The sequence below is a fragment of the Hydrogenophaga sp. genome (assembly GCF_026125825.1).
In the GTDB taxonomy this organism is placed as follows: domain Bacteria; phylum Pseudomonadota; class Gammaproteobacteria; order Burkholderiales; family Burkholderiaceae_C; genus Hydrogenophaga.
The window spans coordinates 1-15716 of the sequence record NZ_JAHCKK010000096.1 but is presented as its reverse complement, the minus strand read 5'-3'; the positions used below and the strand labels follow the sequence as shown (position 1 = coordinate 15716).

23 protein-coding genes and 1 pseudogene are annotated in these 15716 nt (G+C 64.1%); 9 read left to right on the top strand and 15 right to left on the bottom strand.

Translation table 11 applies throughout. The features are described 5' to 3' along the window. Positions 1 to 49: 49 nt before the first annotated feature. The 8 genes from KIT86_RS21090 (at position 50) to KIT86_RS21055 (ending at position 4777) form a co-directional block, all read left to right on the top strand. The gene (locus KIT86_RS21090; RefSeq protein WP_297402039.1) at positions 50 to 1885 is read left to right on the top strand and encodes an LPD7 domain-containing protein; all 1836 of its coding nucleotides are present in this window, start codon (positions 50 to 52) and stop codon (positions 1883 to 1885) included. 21 nt (positions 1886 to 1906) lie between these two features. Next, complete coding sequence (locus tag KIT86_RS21085) at positions 1907 to 2131, top strand: hypothetical protein (RefSeq protein ID WP_297402037.1); 225 nt, start codon at positions 1907 to 1909, stop codon at positions 2129 to 2131. A 19-nt stretch (positions 2132 to 2150) separates the two neighbouring features. Next, complete coding sequence (locus KIT86_RS21080) at positions 2151 to 2498, top strand: hypothetical protein (protein ID WP_297402035.1); 348 nt, start codon at positions 2151 to 2153, stop codon at positions 2496 to 2498. A gap of 113 nt (positions 2499 to 2611) precedes the next feature. Continuing rightward, positions 2612 to 2938, top strand: a complete 327-nt coding sequence (locus KIT86_RS21075) for a hypothetical protein (RefSeq protein ID WP_297402033.1) — start codon at positions 2612 to 2614, stop codon at positions 2936 to 2938. Positions 2939 to 3047: 109 nt separating this feature from the next. Beyond that, positions 3048 to 3536, top strand: coding sequence for an OmpA family protein (locus KIT86_RS21070; RefSeq protein WP_297402031.1), 489 nt, complete (start codon positions 3048 to 3050; stop codon positions 3534 to 3536). Positions 3537 to 3549: 13 nt separating this feature from the next. Then, a complete protein-coding gene (locus tag KIT86_RS21065) occupies positions 3550 to 4128 on the top strand; it encodes a TrbM/KikA/MpfK family conjugal transfer protein (RefSeq protein ID WP_070697991.1) in 579 nt (192 codons plus the stop codon). After that, positions 4128 to 4367, top strand: coding sequence for a hypothetical protein (locus tag KIT86_RS21060; RefSeq protein ID WP_297402029.1), 240 nt, complete (start codon positions 4128 to 4130; stop codon positions 4365 to 4367). Before KIT86_RS21065 ends, KIT86_RS21060 begins: the two co-directional genes overlap by 1 nt. A gap of 5 nt (positions 4368 to 4372) precedes the next feature. Next, the gene (locus tag KIT86_RS21055; protein WP_141762688.1) at positions 4373 to 4777 is read left to right on the top strand and encodes a hypothetical protein; all 405 of its coding nucleotides are present in this window, start codon (positions 4373 to 4375) and stop codon (positions 4775 to 4777) included. 106 nt (positions 4778 to 4883) lie between these two features. Here KIT86_RS21055 and KIT86_RS21050 read toward each other — a convergent pair. The 9 genes and pseudogenes from KIT86_RS21050 to KIT86_RS21010 form a co-directional block, all read right to left on the bottom strand. Then, a pseudogene (locus tag KIT86_RS21050) lies at positions 4884 to 4991 on the bottom strand (addiction module antidote protein); the annotation flags it as partial. Between the two features lie 83 nt (positions 4992 to 5074). Beyond that, positions 5075 to 6160: a relaxase/mobilization nuclease domain-containing protein gene (locus KIT86_RS21045; RefSeq protein ID WP_297402026.1), complete on the bottom strand. Its 1086-nt coding sequence runs from the start codon at positions 6158 to 6160 to the stop codon at positions 5075 to 5077. Next, positions 6147 to 6746 carry a plasmid mobilization relaxosome protein MobC gene (gene mobC / locus KIT86_RS21040; RefSeq protein ID WP_297402024.1) on the bottom strand — a complete coding sequence of 200 codons (600 nt, stop codon included), beginning with the start codon at positions 6744 to 6746 and terminating at the stop codon, positions 6147 to 6149. The genes KIT86_RS21045 and mobC overlap by 14 nt, the downstream gene beginning before the upstream one ends. Positions 6747 to 6981: 235 nt before the next feature. Continuing rightward, positions 6982 to 7524: a DUF192 domain-containing protein gene (locus tag KIT86_RS21035; RefSeq protein WP_297402022.1), complete on the bottom strand. Its 543-nt coding sequence runs from the start codon at positions 7522 to 7524 to the stop codon at positions 6982 to 6984. Beyond that, positions 7521 to 8663 carry a ParB/RepB/Spo0J family partition protein gene (locus tag KIT86_RS21030; protein WP_297402020.1) on the bottom strand — a complete coding sequence of 381 codons (1143 nt, stop codon included), beginning with the start codon at positions 8661 to 8663 and terminating at the stop codon, positions 7521 to 7523. The genes KIT86_RS21035 and KIT86_RS21030 overlap by 4 nt, the downstream gene beginning before the upstream one ends. After that, positions 8663 to 9457: a ParA family protein gene (locus KIT86_RS21025; protein ID WP_297402018.1), complete on the bottom strand. Its 795-nt coding sequence runs from the start codon at positions 9455 to 9457 to the stop codon at positions 8663 to 8665. Before KIT86_RS21025 ends, KIT86_RS21030 begins: the two co-directional genes overlap by 1 nt. Before the next feature lie 6 nt (positions 9458 to 9463). After that, positions 9464 to 9853, bottom strand: a complete 390-nt coding sequence (locus tag KIT86_RS21020) for a hypothetical protein (RefSeq protein ID WP_297402016.1) — start codon at positions 9851 to 9853, stop codon at positions 9464 to 9466. Further along, entirely contained in the window at positions 9854 to 10210 is a 357-nt protein-coding gene (locus KIT86_RS21015; RefSeq protein WP_070697982.1) for a single-stranded DNA-binding protein, read from the bottom strand. Between the two features lie 731 nt (positions 10211 to 10941). Beyond that, complete coding sequence (locus KIT86_RS21010; RefSeq protein WP_297402012.1) at positions 10942 to 11928, bottom strand: RepB family DNA primase; 987 nt, start codon at positions 11926 to 11928, stop codon at positions 10942 to 10944. On the opposite strand from KIT86_RS21010, the gene KIT86_RS21005 reads away from it, so the two are divergent. Beyond that, the gene (locus tag KIT86_RS21005; protein WP_158014638.1) at positions 11927 to 12064 is read left to right on the top strand and encodes a hypothetical protein; all 138 of its coding nucleotides are present in this window, start codon (positions 11927 to 11929) and stop codon (positions 12062 to 12064) included. The genes KIT86_RS21010 and KIT86_RS21005 overlap by 2 nt on opposite strands. 46 nt (positions 12065 to 12110) lie before the next feature. Here the strand turns inward: KIT86_RS21005 and KIT86_RS21000 are convergent, their stop codons facing one another. From KIT86_RS21000 to KIT86_RS20975, 6 genes are all read right to left on the bottom strand, one after another. Then, positions 12111 to 13082: a DNA-binding protein gene (locus KIT86_RS21000; RefSeq protein ID WP_297402008.1), complete on the bottom strand. Its 972-nt coding sequence runs from the start codon at positions 13080 to 13082 to the stop codon at positions 12111 to 12113. Between the two features lie 100 nt (positions 13083 to 13182). Beyond that, on the bottom strand, positions 13183 to 13476 hold the full coding sequence (locus tag KIT86_RS20995; protein WP_297402006.1) for a hypothetical protein: 294 nt from the start codon (positions 13474 to 13476) through the stop codon (positions 13183 to 13185). Positions 13477 to 13503: 27 nt separating this feature from the next. Then, positions 13504 to 13899 (bottom strand): hypothetical protein, encoded by a 396-nt coding sequence (locus KIT86_RS20990; RefSeq protein WP_070697979.1) that lies wholly within the window; start codon positions 13897 to 13899, stop codon positions 13504 to 13506. A 3-nt stretch (positions 13900 to 13902) separates the two neighbouring features. Then, the gene (locus KIT86_RS20985; protein ID WP_297402002.1) at positions 13903 to 14085 is read right to left on the bottom strand and encodes a hypothetical protein; all 183 of its coding nucleotides are present in this window, start codon (positions 14083 to 14085) and stop codon (positions 13903 to 13905) included. A gap of 86 nt (positions 14086 to 14171) precedes the next feature. Further along, positions 14172 to 14978, bottom strand: a complete 807-nt coding sequence (locus tag KIT86_RS20980; protein WP_297402001.1) for a DUF3560 domain-containing protein — start codon at positions 14976 to 14978, stop codon at positions 14172 to 14174. A 14-nt stretch (positions 14979 to 14992) separates the two neighbouring features. Continuing rightward, positions 14993 to 15226, bottom strand: a complete 234-nt coding sequence (locus KIT86_RS20975; protein WP_297401999.1) for a hypothetical protein — start codon at positions 15224 to 15226, stop codon at positions 14993 to 14995. Between the last annotated feature and the right edge of the window lie 490 nt (positions 15227 to 15716).

The window sequence follows — 15716 nt, the reverse complement described above, 5'->3', positions numbered from 1 at the left end:
AGCCTGCGAAGCAGGCTGACAAAGGCATCGAGCGATAAGGGGCGCGGACATGGCTGAAATCTACACGGTACACAACCCGCGCACGAACAAGCAGCAGCAGTTCACGGACGCGAAGGAAGCCGGCGCGGCGTTCTTCAATGAAGAACGCTCCGACCGGCCGGCCGTCATTCACTCGCAGAACGATCCCGAGGCACCGGGCGGCCGGTTCGGCCGCATCATGGCCGACACGCAGGTGCATGCCACCTACGCGAACGGCGAACAGAAGTTCGTCAAGACGCTGCCGGACTCGCACAAGGGCGATGCCGAGTTTCGCGCGGGCTACATGGAAGCCCTGGAAAAGTCGGTCAACGAGCGACTGAAACAGGCCGATTGGGAGAAGGCCCGGCCGGATCATCCGGTGAAGGCTCCGAACCTGGACAACAAGCTGTACGACGACCTGGACACCCTGGCGCGCGTGGACGACGACAAGGCAATCAAGGCTTGGAAGGACAACGCGCCCGATTGGGCAACGCCTCCGGCGTATGCCGATCTGGCCTGGAAGAAGGAAATCGCCCAGGCCAAGCGCGCGGCCGAGCTGGACGACGCGATGCGCGGCCCATCGGTCGGCGTCACGCAGATTGACGACAAGGCCGCGACGGCCATCCGCTACGAGCGCACGGAGAAGGACGGCCAGCCGGCCTACAACGTGTCGTTCACGATGGACAACAAGACCGTGGCGAAGCTCAAGGGTCTTGATGACATCGACCTGGAGAACGCAGTCGGCGACAAGAACGCGAAGGCGATCCGCGAGGCGGACGCCGACAAGGGCACGCTGAAAGGCTCTGCCCTGGCGAGCGAATACGGGCTTTCCCCCGAGGAAAACGCCCGGCGCGTGGCAGCGAAGGAAGAACGGAAGCAAGCCGAGTTCGAGCGCATGCAGCCGGATGACCCGACCGAGAAGAACGTCGTTTCGCACGAGCCTGAAAAGCTCGAAGAAATCAACGTGGACGAGGCGCTTGCCCGCGTGGCGCGCATGCGCGAGGTCGAGAAGCAGCAGCGTCTAGCGGCCGAGCAAAACCAGCTCGGGCAGCAGGCCGAGGGCAAGCGCATCAAGGTTGAAAACCTGTCCGAGAAGGCCCAGGAGCAAGACGACGCGAACCGCATCGCCGAGCGCACGGGCGCGGATACCGCCTACCCGGAACAGGTATCAACCGAGCGCGAGAAGAACCGGCAAGTGGAACTCATGCAGCAGGTTCACCAGCAGTTCCGCGTCTCCGGCGCGAAGTTCCATTTCAAGGATCAGCCGCAGCGCGTGGCCTTCAAGGACAAAGGCCCGCGCATGGTGTCCGCGTCGAACGATGAGCGTGTCGCGCACGCGATGGCGACGATGGCCGAGGCGAAGGGCTGGAAGACCATTCGCGTTTCCGGTCATCCAGACTTCCAGCGCGAAGTCTGGATGGAAGCGAACCTTCGCGGCATCGAGGTTCGCGGCTTCAAGCCGCAGGAGAAGGACTTGAAGGAGCTGGAAGCCCGCCGCGATCTGCGCTCGAAGAACGTAGTCGAGCATGAGGCCACGCAGACGCGCCAGGACGCGCAGAAAGGCCGCCAGGGCGCGCAACAGGACTCCGGCAAGGCCCAGGCCGCGCCGCAGCCTGAAAAAGCGCCTGAGCGGTCGGACAAGGCCAAGGTGGTGGCCGCTGTCGCCGCTGAGGTGCTGGCCGAGAAGGTCAAAGACCCGAAGCAGCGGGACGCGATCATGAAGGCCATCAACGAGCGGCTGGAACAGCGCGAGAAGGCCGGCAAGGTGCCCTCGGTGCCGGTGTACGACAAGGCCGCTCCGACCACGCAGCAGCAGCCCGAGCGCAGCCGGCCGCAGGTCGAGCGCAACGCCGAGCGCACCCGCTAATTCACCCTTGGAGATACGACGATGGACTTCTGGAACGAACAGGCCGACCAGCTCGAAAAGGCTCTGCTGGACAACGCGCCGGCCCTGGTGCTGCACTACATCCGCACCGCCTCGCCCGAGGCGGTCGCGGCTCTGGCTGGCGATGCGCTGCCGGCCAGCGACAACACGCGGGCGTCGGTAGTCGCCACACTGGCCGCACGACTGGATCAGTCGATGCCGGCCGGCGCGTACTCGCGCCACGCCTGAACGGACGAGGTAAGACGGGATGGCGACGCGGTACTCGAAGCGACGGACAGACGGCACCATCGGCTATTACGATTCCGTCGAGGCCATGAACGCGGACGTGCCGGACAGGCCGGAGCTGTTCGACTTCTCCGGCTTCTACGCCGTCATCGGCTGCTTCGTGTTCTTTGTCGCCGCCTGCATTGCGATGTTCTTCGGTGTTGGCGATGCGTTGCCCAAGTGGGCGCGCTTCGCCAGCGTGTTCGTGGTTGCAGGCGTCGGCTACTACGTCATCGGCTACATCGGCGAGCTGCTGTTCCGGGTGTTCATGGTGCTGTTCTTGGTCGCGGTTGTCGGCGGCATCCTGACCTTGATCTGGCACTTCGTATAACGCGCTGAAACTGTCTTGAAAATGGCAAAAAGCCTTGTGCGACAAGGCTTTAGCCTACTACGTATAATATAGATTATGTAAAATGACCGGCGGATTCTGATAGCGCCAATCTATTGATGGTGACACCGCGGCCGCCTCGATGCGCGCTCGATGTCACCATTTTTTTGCCCGCCTCTTTCGTTGGTGACAGTTCCGCCGCCCGCGCCGGCGAGATCCGTCACCAATCGCCCGGACGTGGTGACACGGCCAGCCCGGCCAGGCGCGGCGGCCGTCACCATCGGCACGCTGCGCAGCTCCTGTGTGTGGTGACAAACGCATCCAACCTGGTGGATCTGTTTGTCACCAATGCCGACACGTCGGCCGACCTGGACAGCTCGACGCATGTCGGGCAAGACAATTTCAGCGCCGCGCCTATCCTCAAACGCTACCAAGATGTATAATTTTGGTTCGCAAAAGTCACCAACTAAGGGGTTCAAAATGCGTAGATTGGTCATCATCAGTTGTGCCGCCATGCTTGCCGCGTGCTCGACGCCACCTAAACCGCCGACCGTGGACGGCACGAACCGCACGGCGGTGAATGACGCCGAAACCGCCTCGGTGCTGTCCCTCCGGGCCGATCTGGCCGAAACGAAGCAACGAGTGCGAGAACTGGAACGCCGGCCGGCCGCAGTGCCGGCCGTCGTGCATCCAGCGCCGCCGCCCGCGCCGGTTTCGCACACGGTCACGGTTCACTTCCCTTTCAACTCGGCACACTTCCAGCCCACGGCGGCCCAGGAAGCCGAGCTTCTGCCGCTCCTGGCGAATGTTCGCCGGATCGAGGTCAGGGGCCGCACGGATGCCGAGCGCCCGAGTGCTGGCGATGAGCGTATCGCGCTCAAGCGCGCACAAGCCGCCATGAACTACTTGGTGGCCCGTGGAGTTCCCGCGACGAAGGTATCGGTCAACTACCTGTCGGGTGGCGACCATGTAGCGGAAGGCGGCACGGCCGTTGGCCGCGCGCAGAACCGCCGCGTGGAAATCGAGGTTTTCAACCAGTAAGGAGGAATCGACTATGAAGAAGCTCGCCCTTTTGCCGCTCGCGCTCGCGGGCATGTTCAGCGCCACGGCGGCCCAGGCCGACGATGGCCTTTTCACTGGCGACGTGCGCCTCGCGTGCGAAGCCGTCTTGTGCTTGTCTTCCGGCACGCGGCCGAGCGAGTGCGCGCCGTCGTTGAAGCGGTACTTCTCGATCAGCCACAAGAAGCTGTCGGACACGCTGAAAGCGCGCCGCAACTTCCTGAACCTGTGCCCGGCCGCGAGCCAGGACGAGAAGATGCGCCAGCTCGTGAACGACATCAGCAACGGTGCAGGCCGTTGCGATGCAGCCTCGCTCAATGCGTCGTTGATGGTCTGGAATTGGGACAGCGACGTGCGAATCGTCAGCAACGCGATGCCGAGCTACTGCACGGCCTACAACAACAACGCCTACACCGATCTGAAAGGCGTGGCGGCCCGCTACGTGGGCACGCCCGAGCGTGGCGGCTTCTGGGTCGATCCGGCTAACTACGAGCAAGCCTTGCGCGAATACAACGAGCGCATCGCCCGCGAGGACGAGGAACGCCGCCGCAATTCCTGGGGAGGTGGAAACTAATGACAAGTGCCGAATGGGTTGAACATGCCTACCCGTTGCAGCAGGTTGTCGTCCGGCTGCAAGGAACCCGGCATAGCGACCGTAACGCCATCATCGACCAGCTCGAAACCGTGCTCGCGCGGCTTCGAGCCGGTGACGTGAAAGGCAGCTCTCACGATGATGATTTCGGTTATTCGTTCACGGTAGTGGATGCTTCGCCTGGGCCGTCGTTTTTCGACAGCCCGGCCGGCCAGGAGTAAGCGACATGACGGACACGAAAGCTCCCGCCCTGACGCCTGAACTCGTCGCCGAGCTGGTCACGCTCCAGCAAGAAGCCGAGCGGTTCTTGTCAACGCAGCAAAGCTACACGAAGGTGATTTACGACGTGTTCGACGGTGCAGAGTTGCTGACGCCCGAATCACTCGTCAAAGTGAACAACGCCGTGATGATCGCCTACCAGATGACAGCCAACGTGCAGAAGCGTATGAACGCTTTGCGCGACAAGCTACCAGAAGGCTATCAGGACGAGGGCGGCCACTTCTGGAATGCCCGCACTGGCGACTTGCTGCGCGACACGCACAAGGATTTCGACAAGGCCGTGAAGACCGCCAAAAAAATCTCCGGGTGGGCCTCGGTCAAAATCGACGGCACCAGCTACCCCGAGAAGTAGTACGCCCCTCAAGGGCCAGAAGAAGCGCGGCATTGCCGCGCTTCTTCTTTGGCGACAGCCGCAGCTCCTTAGCCAGCTCGGCCGCGTCACCAACGCGGCGCGGCGTTCAGGCGTGCGCTGCCGGGTGCTGGATGGGCTGCACCGCGAGACGCAGGCCCATCGTCTTGAGAATCGCCGATAGGCTGCGAATCTCCGGGTTGCCCTTCGCGGACAATGCGCCGGTCGATGGCAATCTTCGCTTCGTGTCAAGGCCGTTGGTGACAGAATCCACCAACCTGGTGGATCTTCCTGTCACCATCAACGCCCGCGCCCCTTATCCTCTGCCCTGCCCTGCTCCGGGCTTGGCTTCCCTGGCTGCTGCGTCTGCTCGACGCCCTGCCCGCCCTGCTGCACCGTTGCCCGCTGCAACGCCTCGACCTGCTCCGCGTGCCGCGTCTTAATCGGCGGCATCTGCTTGACGAACTGGACAACCTCGACCGCTAGGCGTTTGTCGTCCTGGTCGCCGGTTGCCAGCGCCCGCGCCACCGTGCCGAAATCGTGCTGCACGCTCTTGCGCTGCGCGATGATGTTGTCGTGCGCCGGGTTGACGTGCTTGCGCCCTGCCCTCGCCTCCAGCTCGGCCGCCTCACGCTGCGAGGCGGACACGCGGGCCGGTGCCTTGCGCCTGCCTTTGGCGCGTTCTCGGTCGATGTGGCGGACGGCCTGCTTCTCGGCCTTCTGCACCACGCCCCGCACCTTCCTGGGCGTTGCGTTGGCCTCGATGCCCTGCTCCCGCAACTTCTCGGCGAACGTCTCGCGCCAGTGCTGCAAGTCGGCCTTGCGCGGGTTGAGCCTCACGCCGTCCAGGTCAACAGCCTTGACGGCTAGGTGAACGTGCGGGTGCTTCTCGTCGTCGTGTGCGGCAAAAACGTACTGGTGATTGCCGAACAGCTCGGCCGCGAAGGCGCGGGCTGCATTCTTCACCGAAGCCCGGTCGGTGCCGGGCGGCATGGACAGCACGATGTTGAACGCCTCGCGCTTCTTGCCACCCTCGTAGGGGATGCCACCGCCGCGCCAGTCGTCGCGGACAGCTCGCACGTCTTCCTTGCCCTGGTGAACCCTGCCCTGCTCGTCCTCCAGCTCGACGGCCCCGTTCCGCGATATGTAGTCCATGTGCGCCTTGATGCTGCGCATGTCCTTACCGCCGCCCGAAATCTTCACCATGACTTCGGGAGCCTTGCGCACGGTCGCCGCCAGCTTTTCACGCCCGGCCGGCCTCTTGGTCGGCGCGGCCTTGGCATAGCGCCCGCCCGCGATGTTCTTACCCTTGCGGCCCTGGACGCGGCCGTAATCCGCGCGTTCGCCCCAATCCTTGATAACGCCGTCAATCTCAAGCTTCGCCATCGCCGGCCCCCTTCACCTGGATGCCCCAACGGCTAAGGCTGGCGTCCTGTACGGCCGCCACCTTATCGGTATGCCGGTAGATGTACGTCGCCAGCTTCTCTATCTGCTCGGTCTTGATGTTCGCCGGCTTGCCTTCGTTCAACCGCTTAGCGATCTGGTTCAGATTCCGACCGATGGCCCGAAGCTGGCAGGACGACTCCCATAGGGCTTTCGTCGTCTCCATCGTGAACTGCGGTTCGTGCGTGAGGCTCGCGCGCACGCAGTTGATAACCCAACGCTGCGGCGAACAGCCCTCGGCCTCGGAACGGGCCGTGATGCCCTGGAACTCGGTCGGAGTGAAACGGACTTCAAGGCGTTCTTTCGGCCCGTCGTCCGGCTCGCCCTCGGTTTGCTCTGCAATCCAGCGGCGAACGTCGGGCGGCATGTCGTCCTGGATGATGTAGCGCATCAGCGCCCGCATCACCACGGACGGATTCTTGTCTTGCTTGGCGCAATGCTCGTCCCATTGCGCCTTCAACGGAGCGGGTACGCGAAGACGATATACGTAGCTATCTCGTGTCGCCCCAATCTCGGCCTTGCGCGGCATAGGTGCCTCCTAATCGGGGTGGGGGGGTCAATGTGCAAACGTAGTGTAGCACACAATACCGGCGTTAGCCTATCCTGCATTAGCCCACACCCCCCCACACTCTTTTCGTCATGACGAAGTTTTGGCCCTCTTTTGTCGGGAAACGCGGTCTTGCGCCCGACACTCACGGAAGAATTTCGTGATGGGAACGAAAAAGCCGCCTTACGGCGGCTTTTGCTTGGCATCGAAACGTGGCCTACAGCGGTGAACAAGTTCGCCCGGTCAGTCGGACACCCTCTTTCAATCCGTGCGCCTGGAACTGCCCTCGTGCAAGTTCCAGCGCGTCGGATGCTGGCTTGATCGAGAAATGATAGTCGTCGGTTTCCGGCTGCATGTCCTCGATGGCAAACAAAAGCCCCGTGTCGTCAAAGAACCCGATGGACAAAGGAACGCGGGTGTCTCGCATCCAGAACACGCGCGGTTCCGCCTTCGCCCAGGTGAACAACATGCCCCGCCCTACGTCGTCGCGCTTGGCAAGTCCCCTCGCCTGCTGCTCGACTGTTTTCGCAACGGGCACGCCCGCCAGGGTCGTGCCGTTGGAAAAGTGAAGGTCGCAGGCTTCCTCCGGCTGCGCTGCGTGGGCTTGCTGTCTGCCGACAGCAAACGCCACGGCCAGCCCGCAGACGATCAGCGCGGCCAGGACAGCCCAGGCACGGCCGGGCCACGATGTAGCACGCCGCCCCCTTCCGCCCTTGCGGGCGGGGTGGGGAAAGGCGGCTGCGCCGCTGTGCCGGTTCATTTGTCGCTCTCCGTCAAGAGGTTGATCTTGCAGCGGCCGGCATCGACTTCATCATCGCCGCCGCCATCCTCGTAGCGGATGCGAATCAGGCCGGGCGTGGTCGGCCGACGATTCAGCAGGACAGCCGCCGCGCGCCCTTCGTACTCGACCAGCAACAGCGGCTTTTTCATAGCGTCCGGGTCGGATACGGCCTTGCCACGCGGCCAACTGGTCAACTCGCCCAGGTCGCCGGGTTCGGTTCCGCCCGCGCCCGTGTCGTCGCCATCGGTGCCGCCATCGGTGCCGGGGGTCGCCTTCGGCTTGGCCTTCGGCTCGGTGCCTTGCTTGTCGGTGCTGCCCTGGTTGTCGCCCGGAATTTCGTCATGACGAAATTTTTCCGGGTCGCCGTCGCCGCCTTCGGTGCCAGCTCCAGCGCCGCCGCCCGTGTCGGTGCCGCCAGCGTCGGCAGGCGAGGGCAGGGGAGCGGCTGGCTTCTTCTTGCCTTTGAGCACGTCGCCCAGGTCGGCCACGCTCCGGCGCGTGATGTCCTCGGCCGTGTCGCACCACTCCTGCACCTGCTCGGGGAACTTCTCGGCGAGTGCGCGCAGCTCATAGAGAGTCTTCGGCGACGTGCAGCGGCCGGACGTATAGACGGCCTCGATGCAGGCGGGCGCTTCGACCAGTGCCAGCAGCTCGGTGATGGCGTTCGCCGGCTTGCCCAGGCGGCGGGCGACTTCGCCCTTCTTCACGCCTTCGTCCAGCTTGCGCTTGATGAACTTGGCGAGTTCCATCGGGCGCAGCGCGAAGCGTTTTTCGTTCGCGTTCACTTGGTCGAAGTCGTCAAAGTCTTCATCGACAACCACGGGGATGTCTTCGACCTTGGCCCACTCCGAGCCGAGATAGCGCAGCTCGCCGTCGTTGATGATCCACTTGCCGGGCTTCGTCGGGTGCGGCTTCACGGAAATGGGCAGCTTCACGCCCCGTTCCTTGATGTTCTGGCCGATTTCCTCGATTTCCTCCGGCTTCTTCTCGGTGCGCGGCTGGTTCGGATCGGGTTCGATGTCGGTCAGCTTGACGCGCATCGCCTTGCCGTCCGGCTGCGCGGCAGCGGGGCCGGACGGGACGGGCTTTTCTTCCAGTGCGGACAGGTCAAGGGCCATTACTCAACTCCCATTTGCGTGGCGATCTTGGAGAACACCGGGCGGATGTGCGCCCAGGCTTCGCGGGCGCTGCTCTTGCCGAGCTTCCAGACGGGCAGGCCAGCGGCTTGCGCTTCTGGAATGGCGGTCGTCTTCTTGATGGCGGCAAAGCCGGCACCGAGGGGAATCAGCAGCTTGGCAAAGGCGGCCGACAGGTCGCGCAGGTTCTCGCGCTGGAAGGGGGTCGGCTCCACGATGTTGGGAAGGATGCCGATCAGCTCCAGCTTCTTGTTGATGGTCGCCTTGATCTTGCGAATCCCGATGTTGTCGTGATTCAGCAAGTCGCCGATGCCGTCGATGGCTTCCTGGTTGAGCTGGAGCGGCGACAGCACGAAGTCGCCGACGACAAGGCTCGCCAGTTGGCGAATGTCCGGGTTCGGGTTCGTGTCGATGACGCAGACATCGAAGCGGTCGGCGATGTCGGCCAGGAACGTGTAAAGGTTCGTGGCGAACTTGTTGTGCTCGGCGGCCTGCTTCTCCATCTTGATAAGCTCGGCATCGCCGGGCACCAAGACAAAATCAGCGTGCTCGATGCTCGCGGCGTCGGTCTTCGAGGTCAGAAGGCGGCTGCTGGTGATGGGGGACACGGTGGCGAGGCCGCCCGTGCGGATGGCTTTCGACGTGTTGCGTTGGTGGTCGAAGTCGATCACGAGGACGCGCTTTTTCAGCACGTCGGCGAGGTAATAGGCGAACTGGACGGCGACGGCCGACTTGCCGACTCCGCCTTTCTGGTTCGCAAGAACTAGCGTTTTCATGCCCGGTTACTCCTTCAAGAAATTGCGGACGGTTGTCACTGAGGTTTCAATGCCTTGTTCGCGCAGGAATGCGACGATCTGGCGGATCGTGTAGCCCTTGTCCCGTAGGGTTCGCATGTCCTGGTCGAACGGCTCCAAGACGGTGGCGGCCAGCTTGGGCTTCTCGCGTGCCATGAACGCATCGACGCGCTGCTTCTCGGCCTTCGCCATGAAGCGGTTGCGAACGACGTTCGCCTGCTGCCTGGACATTTCGTGCGCCGCTGCCGCATCGGACAGCGGCACACCATCGACCAGTAGGGCACGCGCTACACCCAAGGAACGCTCCGACCACTTGCTACACGTCGCAGCGACGCGGGCGAACTCCGCTTCGCTCATCCTTGGGGTGGCGGCCGTCATTCATTGGCCCGCCCGGAACTGTTCGCGCTTCTCCTTGCCCGGAGCGCCGAAAGTGAAGTCCTCCACCACGAAGTTGTAGCCGTACACGTCCTCGCCATCCTTCTGGAAGTTGTTGTTCTCGATGCGGTAGTCAACGATCAGTTGATCGCCCTTCATCGCGTTCTTGGCGATGGCCTCGGCCTTGGCCCGGAAGGCGGTGAACTGGATCGACACCGAGCGTTCGCGCGCCTCGCCGGTTTCCTTGTCCTTGCCGGCGTACTCGTTGGAAATGAGGGTGAAGCGGGCGACGGCGCGATCACCGTTGCCGCTGACGACAACAGCCTTGGCGAGATTGCCCACGAAGACGTTCTTCTGCATGTCGGTTTCTCCTGGTTGAACGGCCGAAGCTGGCCGTGCTCGAAGTATAACACCGAGAAAACAAAAAAGGCAACAGGTAGAAAACAACATGAAAACAACACGAAACGCGAGCGGCGCACCAGCGCACTAGGAAAAACAGCCGTTTCATGCACGCGAACGAAAGCCAGGAAGTGAGCGCAGCGCAAAAGGCCGTAGAAGGCCGCCAGAAGGGCGAAGGCGCTGGCGTGTGGGGTAGGGCCACCCAGGGCGAGAACGTGCGCAGGCGGCCCGTCTGCGCGCCCAGGCGATGGTTCAAAGGGGGAAGGGTAGGGTAGGGGGTTCAAGCGTCGAAGACGCCTTTCTCCCCGAAGGGCCGCAGGCCCGCGCGAGGGCGGTGTGTGATCCGCTCGGCCCGCAGCTCGCCGGAATGTCCACAATTCCGGGCGCTCCCACTACAGGCAATAAATATATAAAGGAAAGAAAAACCTACAGGCAAAAGCTATAGGGGGATGGGTGCGCGAACGCTCGCAAAGCCTTGTCCTGCAAGGCTTTGCGGCCATCCTGCCCGCGCCAGCGCAAGACAGTTTCAGCGTAGCGGCAAGACAGTTTCATCGCAGGGCGCAAGATAGATTCATCGCGTCGTTCTGTGGATTGGATACGCAAGCCCTTGATTCGGCTGGTCTTCTTGGGCAAGACAAGTTCATCGTGGATAACTTCGGCCATCAACAGGCTTATCCACAAGCCAGCGCGAGCTAGGGCCGGTTCTGTGCGCGATCCTGGGCCAGCGACAGCAGCGCGTCGGCCACGTCAGCGTACTCCGCGCCTTGGGCTTTCAGCTCGTGCCAGATTTCGGCCTTGCCGGCTGTCCTGGTCACGTAGTCGGCCACGGCCGCACCCTTGCGGCCGTCGATGCCTGGGCTGTGCTGCGCGATGGCGTCGGCCACGTCCTGGAAGGCGTAGCCCTTGCGGAACATGGCGACGGCGGCCATCCAGTCGGCCCGGCTGGCGTCGAAGTCGCCGCCGTACTGCGTTTTCAGGCCGTGCCATAGGCTGCGATACCACTCGGCCAGCTCCTGGGCCGTCTGCGGCGTCCTGGTCGCGGCCTGGGGCATGTTGCGAGCCTCCCGCTGGACGTGCGCGGCCATGCTGCGGGCTTGCTCGTGCTCGCGCTCGATCACGCCTCGCGCGATCTGCACCAGCTCGGCCGCGCCGCTGGCCGGGCGGCCGTTGTAGCTGTCCAGCAGCACGAACGGCGAACGGCCGGCCGCGTCGATATGCTCGGGCTTGCGGTTGGTGAAGCCGGCCAGCCGGCCGTAGTGCGCCGAGTCGGCGCTATTCGGGTCGCCGCCGTACTCGCGCGCAAGATAGCGGGCCACTTCGCGCCGCACGTCGGCCGGCATGTCGTCGTCCAGCTTGATCCACGCCTGATAGTTGCCCGGACTGGTCTGCACGGTGACGGCGGCAGGGTAGGGGCCGGCCTGGAGCCGGGCCAGAGTGCCCATGCTCAAGTCGTCCACCAGAATGAGCCGGCTCGGCGCGGAGCGCGCCGGGCGAACGTAGATGTCGCAGCCCTTGAAGTTCTCGCGCTTGAGCCAGTCCAGCGACTTCATGATGTCGGCCTCGCTCCACTCCCGATTGAGCATGCCGCGCTCTGCGTGACGAATGCCGACTTCGTACAGGCTCGCACCCATGCCCTTGAGCTGGCGGGACACGGCGGCGCGGGTTCGGTCGTGCTGCATGCTGTTCTCCTTCGTTGGTGACGCCGGCGAGCTGGCCAGCTCGATGCGCTGTCACCACTACGGGCGGCCACTGGTGACAAAGTTGGCCAACCTGGTGGATCTTCCTGTCACCACGCTGGCGGGGTTTGATTGGTGACGCGGCCGCCCGGGCCTGGCTGCGATCGCGTCACCAATGGCGAAGGTCAAGCCTTCGGCGGGCGCTTCGGCTGCGCTGCGGGCTTCAATGCGGCCAGCAGGGCGGCGTTCTGCGTCTTGACGGCCTCCAGCTCGCCGCGCAGCTTCGCCGCGTCCTCGCGGGCCACGGCGGCGGCATCGCGGGCCTTGTCGCGCTCGCTCTCGGCCTTGGTCATGCGCTCGGCGCTGCGGTGGACTTCTTCGGCCGCGCGCTTGCGTTGTTCGGCGTGTTGCTCGGCCTCGGCGGTCATCTTCGCGCGCAGGCCGGCCAGCTCGGCATTGCCGGCCGCCAGTTGGCGCAGGGCGTCGTCGCGCTCGCCTTCGGCTTCCTCGGCGCGCACGTCGGCTTGATCGCGGCGGGCCTTGGCCTCGTCGCGTTCCTGGCGCAAGCGGTCGGCGTCCTGGTGCGCTCGATCCAGCTCGGCGCGCAGCTCGGCCGCGCGGTGCTCCGTCTCCTGGGCCTTCTGCTCGGCCAGGGTGGCGCGGCGCTGGCTGTCTTCGTGCTGCGTGCGCAGCTCGGCCAGCTCGCCGGCTTGCTTCTGCTGCTGCTCGATGGCGGCGGCGACCTGGGCTTCCAGCTCGACAATGCGGGCCTGGGCGGCTTCCAGCTCGCCTGTCTGCGCCTCGAACGCGGCCGACTGCTGCGCCGATAGCTCGGTGAGGTCGGTTTTCTCGGCCTCGAAGGCGGCCCGCGCAGCCTCTAGCGACTCGTTCGCCAGTTGCTGCGCCGTCTCCCAAAGGCTTTGCCCGGCCGTCTGCAAGACGCCGTGCAGCTCTGCCGGCAGCGGCTCGCGGACGGCCTGCACCTGCTTGCGCTGCTTGGCCCGCCATTCCTTCATCGCCTCGACCACGTTGTTCATGCCGGCGCGGCTGAGTTGGCGAACGGCCTCGACGTTCGGGAACTCGCCGTTCGGGCTGGCCGCGTGCAGTTCATCGGCGGCGGCAAAGATGCGTTCTTTGATTTCCTGGTTCAGTGCCATGACTCGGCGCTCCTTTCGTCGTTGTAGTCGTAATAATACTATTACTATTATTACCGTGCAAGGGGTAAAAATGGCCGGGGGTCGCCCGGCCGGTGGCGGGTCAGTGCTCGGCCCGCAGGGCGCGCACCATCGGCACCAGCCGGCCAGCTTCTGCGCGTCCCTCGCTCGTCCGGGCGAAGCCTCGGTCGTTCACGAGGACGCGGACACGGTGCAGCAGGTCATAGGTCTGTGCCGGCTGCGTGGTGTTGGTCGTCATCCATTCGAGCGCCATCGCTCCGGCGATCAGGTCATCGACCTGGAAGGGCAGGCCGGCCGCGACGGCATCGAGCGCGGACGCGGCGGCGTCCAGCGCCTTGGCAGTGAATCCATCGGGCAGGGTCAGGGTGGTGGTCATGGGTCGTTGCCTCCGTGGCTGGCGGGGTTAGCGTTTGCTGGTGAGGTAGCGGCGGGCGTCTTGCAGCGTGCCGGCGACGTGGTGGACGCGGCCCGACAGGCTGGACAGGCGGGCGGCCAGCTCGTCGTATTCCTTGGCCCGAGCGATGCCGGCGCGGGCTTCGGCGATCTTGGCCGCATCGCATCCGATGTAGTCGCGGCGGCGCGGCTCGCCGTGCTTCTGCGGGTACAGCAGATAGAAGTATTTCGGCTCGTCGTTCGCGTCCTTGCGCCAGTGCTCGCTTGCGTACACAAGGCCGGCTTTTTTCAGCTCGGCCATGCGAGCGGACACGGCGGCAATATCCGCTTCCAGTCCCTCGATAAGCGCGGGCAGCTCTCCGGCCAGCTTCATCAGCTCGGCGGTGTGCGCCTTCTTCGTTGCCATTGTTCAACCTCCGGAAATGGCCGCCTTGGCAGCGGCGAGAATCACCGCCAGGGCGGTGGTGCCGACCATCGCAACGGCGACGGTCAGGGCGAAAAACTGGACATAGACAAGGCCAGCTCCAACCGCCATGACGCCGCGCAGGATTGCGGTTGCAGTCTTCACGATCAGGTCGTCGATGATTCGCATGTCATCCTCCTTTCAGGATGGGAAGGCCGGGCTTCCGGCCTTCCTATTGGACACTGCGCCTAATCCAAAATATACCAGATTGGCTATTACACGTCACCAACTTTGGTAAGCGCATTCAGGGCTTTTTTCACTTCCTGGCCGGCCCAAATGCCGGCGTTGTTCAGTTGGCGAACCCAGGCACCACGGGACGGCGACCACTTGAAGGCGTGGCGCTTCAACAGGGCGCGCGTGGCCTCGTCGGGCTTGCCGGGGAACACAAACATGACGCGGTTTTCCTCGGTGTCCTCGCGGTAGGTGTAGCCCTCGGCCTCCTGCTCTACATCGACACGTTGGCGGCGCTTCTCCAGCTCGGCGATGCGGCCAGCGATGCGGCGGGCGTTCGCGTTGTTGTTGCTCAAGGCGTAGGACGGGAAGCCGATGCGGCCCGCGAAGTCCGGTTTCAGCAGCTCGGCCGCCTGGGCCTCGGTCAAGCCCTGGGCCACCAGTGCGGCAATGCGCGCTTCCTCGGTCTTGTGGGTGCGAATGGCCTTGTTCGCGGCCTTCATGCGCTCCTGGGCCTGCTCGACGTTCGCCAGCTCGGCGCGCAGCTTCTCGATGGCCTCGGGGTCGTCACTCGAAATGCCGCCAGTGCCCACGCTCGCCGCTTTCTGCTCGTAGTGCTTGGCCTTGTCTTGCAGAGCGAAGGCTTTGCCATAGGTGGTATGGATGCGGTCACGATAGTTGCGGTCGCGCGTCTCGCTGTGATGGCCGACAAGGATCGGCTGGCCGAAGGGGATCGCCTGGGCCATGTCTCGGGCGCGGTTATAGGTGCTCGCGCTCTCGGCGCTGGCCTGCTCGGCGCGTTCCTCGAAACGGGCCTTGCGGGCGGCTTGCTTGGCTTCGTAGCTATTCATGGTGTGTTCTCCAATTAAAGGGAAAGGGAAATCAGGGAAGCGACTTTCGCGCGCAGCGCCTCCAGTCGTTCGATGTGCTCGGCGGTGCCTTCTTCGTTCGCGCAGTAGTCGGCCTTGTCTTGGATCAGGTTCGCCAGCGCGTAATCCAGCTCGTGCAGTTCATCCGTGGTGAATTGGTCTTGGTCTTCAACCTCTGCTCTGCTAGATGCTTGAGCCGGCTTTTCAAACTGAACTTGTTGGTGAGTCATGTCGCATTTCTCCTGTGGTGTTGAACCTTGCTCCGCTGAGTGCCTTTCGCCGTGATTGCCCGTAGGTGGGCCGGACAGGACGGCGCGGAAAGGGAGAAACCGGAAGCCGCAGCGCAAGCGAGCGCAGCGAGTGCGAACGGGTGAGGATTTCAGGGCTTGCCCGGCCCTTGGAGCGACGGCATGGCTGGACTACCGTCTAGGGCAGGCGAAAGGTGCGCAGTGGAGCAACGCCACCGGACGATGACGACATGCCACCAAGGGCGGGCGCGGAACGCGAGCGCCCTACGGCCGCCGCAGGCGGCACAACCAGACGGCCGCGCCGGCTGCGTAGCGGCAAAGCCGCCTTTCTCCACCGCCAACGGCGGGGGCAGCGTGCATGAACCAGCCGGCCCGGCTGCGTGCAGTCTGCCGACGTGGCGGCAGTCTGCGGGCTTGTGTGCAGCACGGCGACGTGTCGCGGTGTGCATGGACTGGTTGCCCGCTGCGCGGG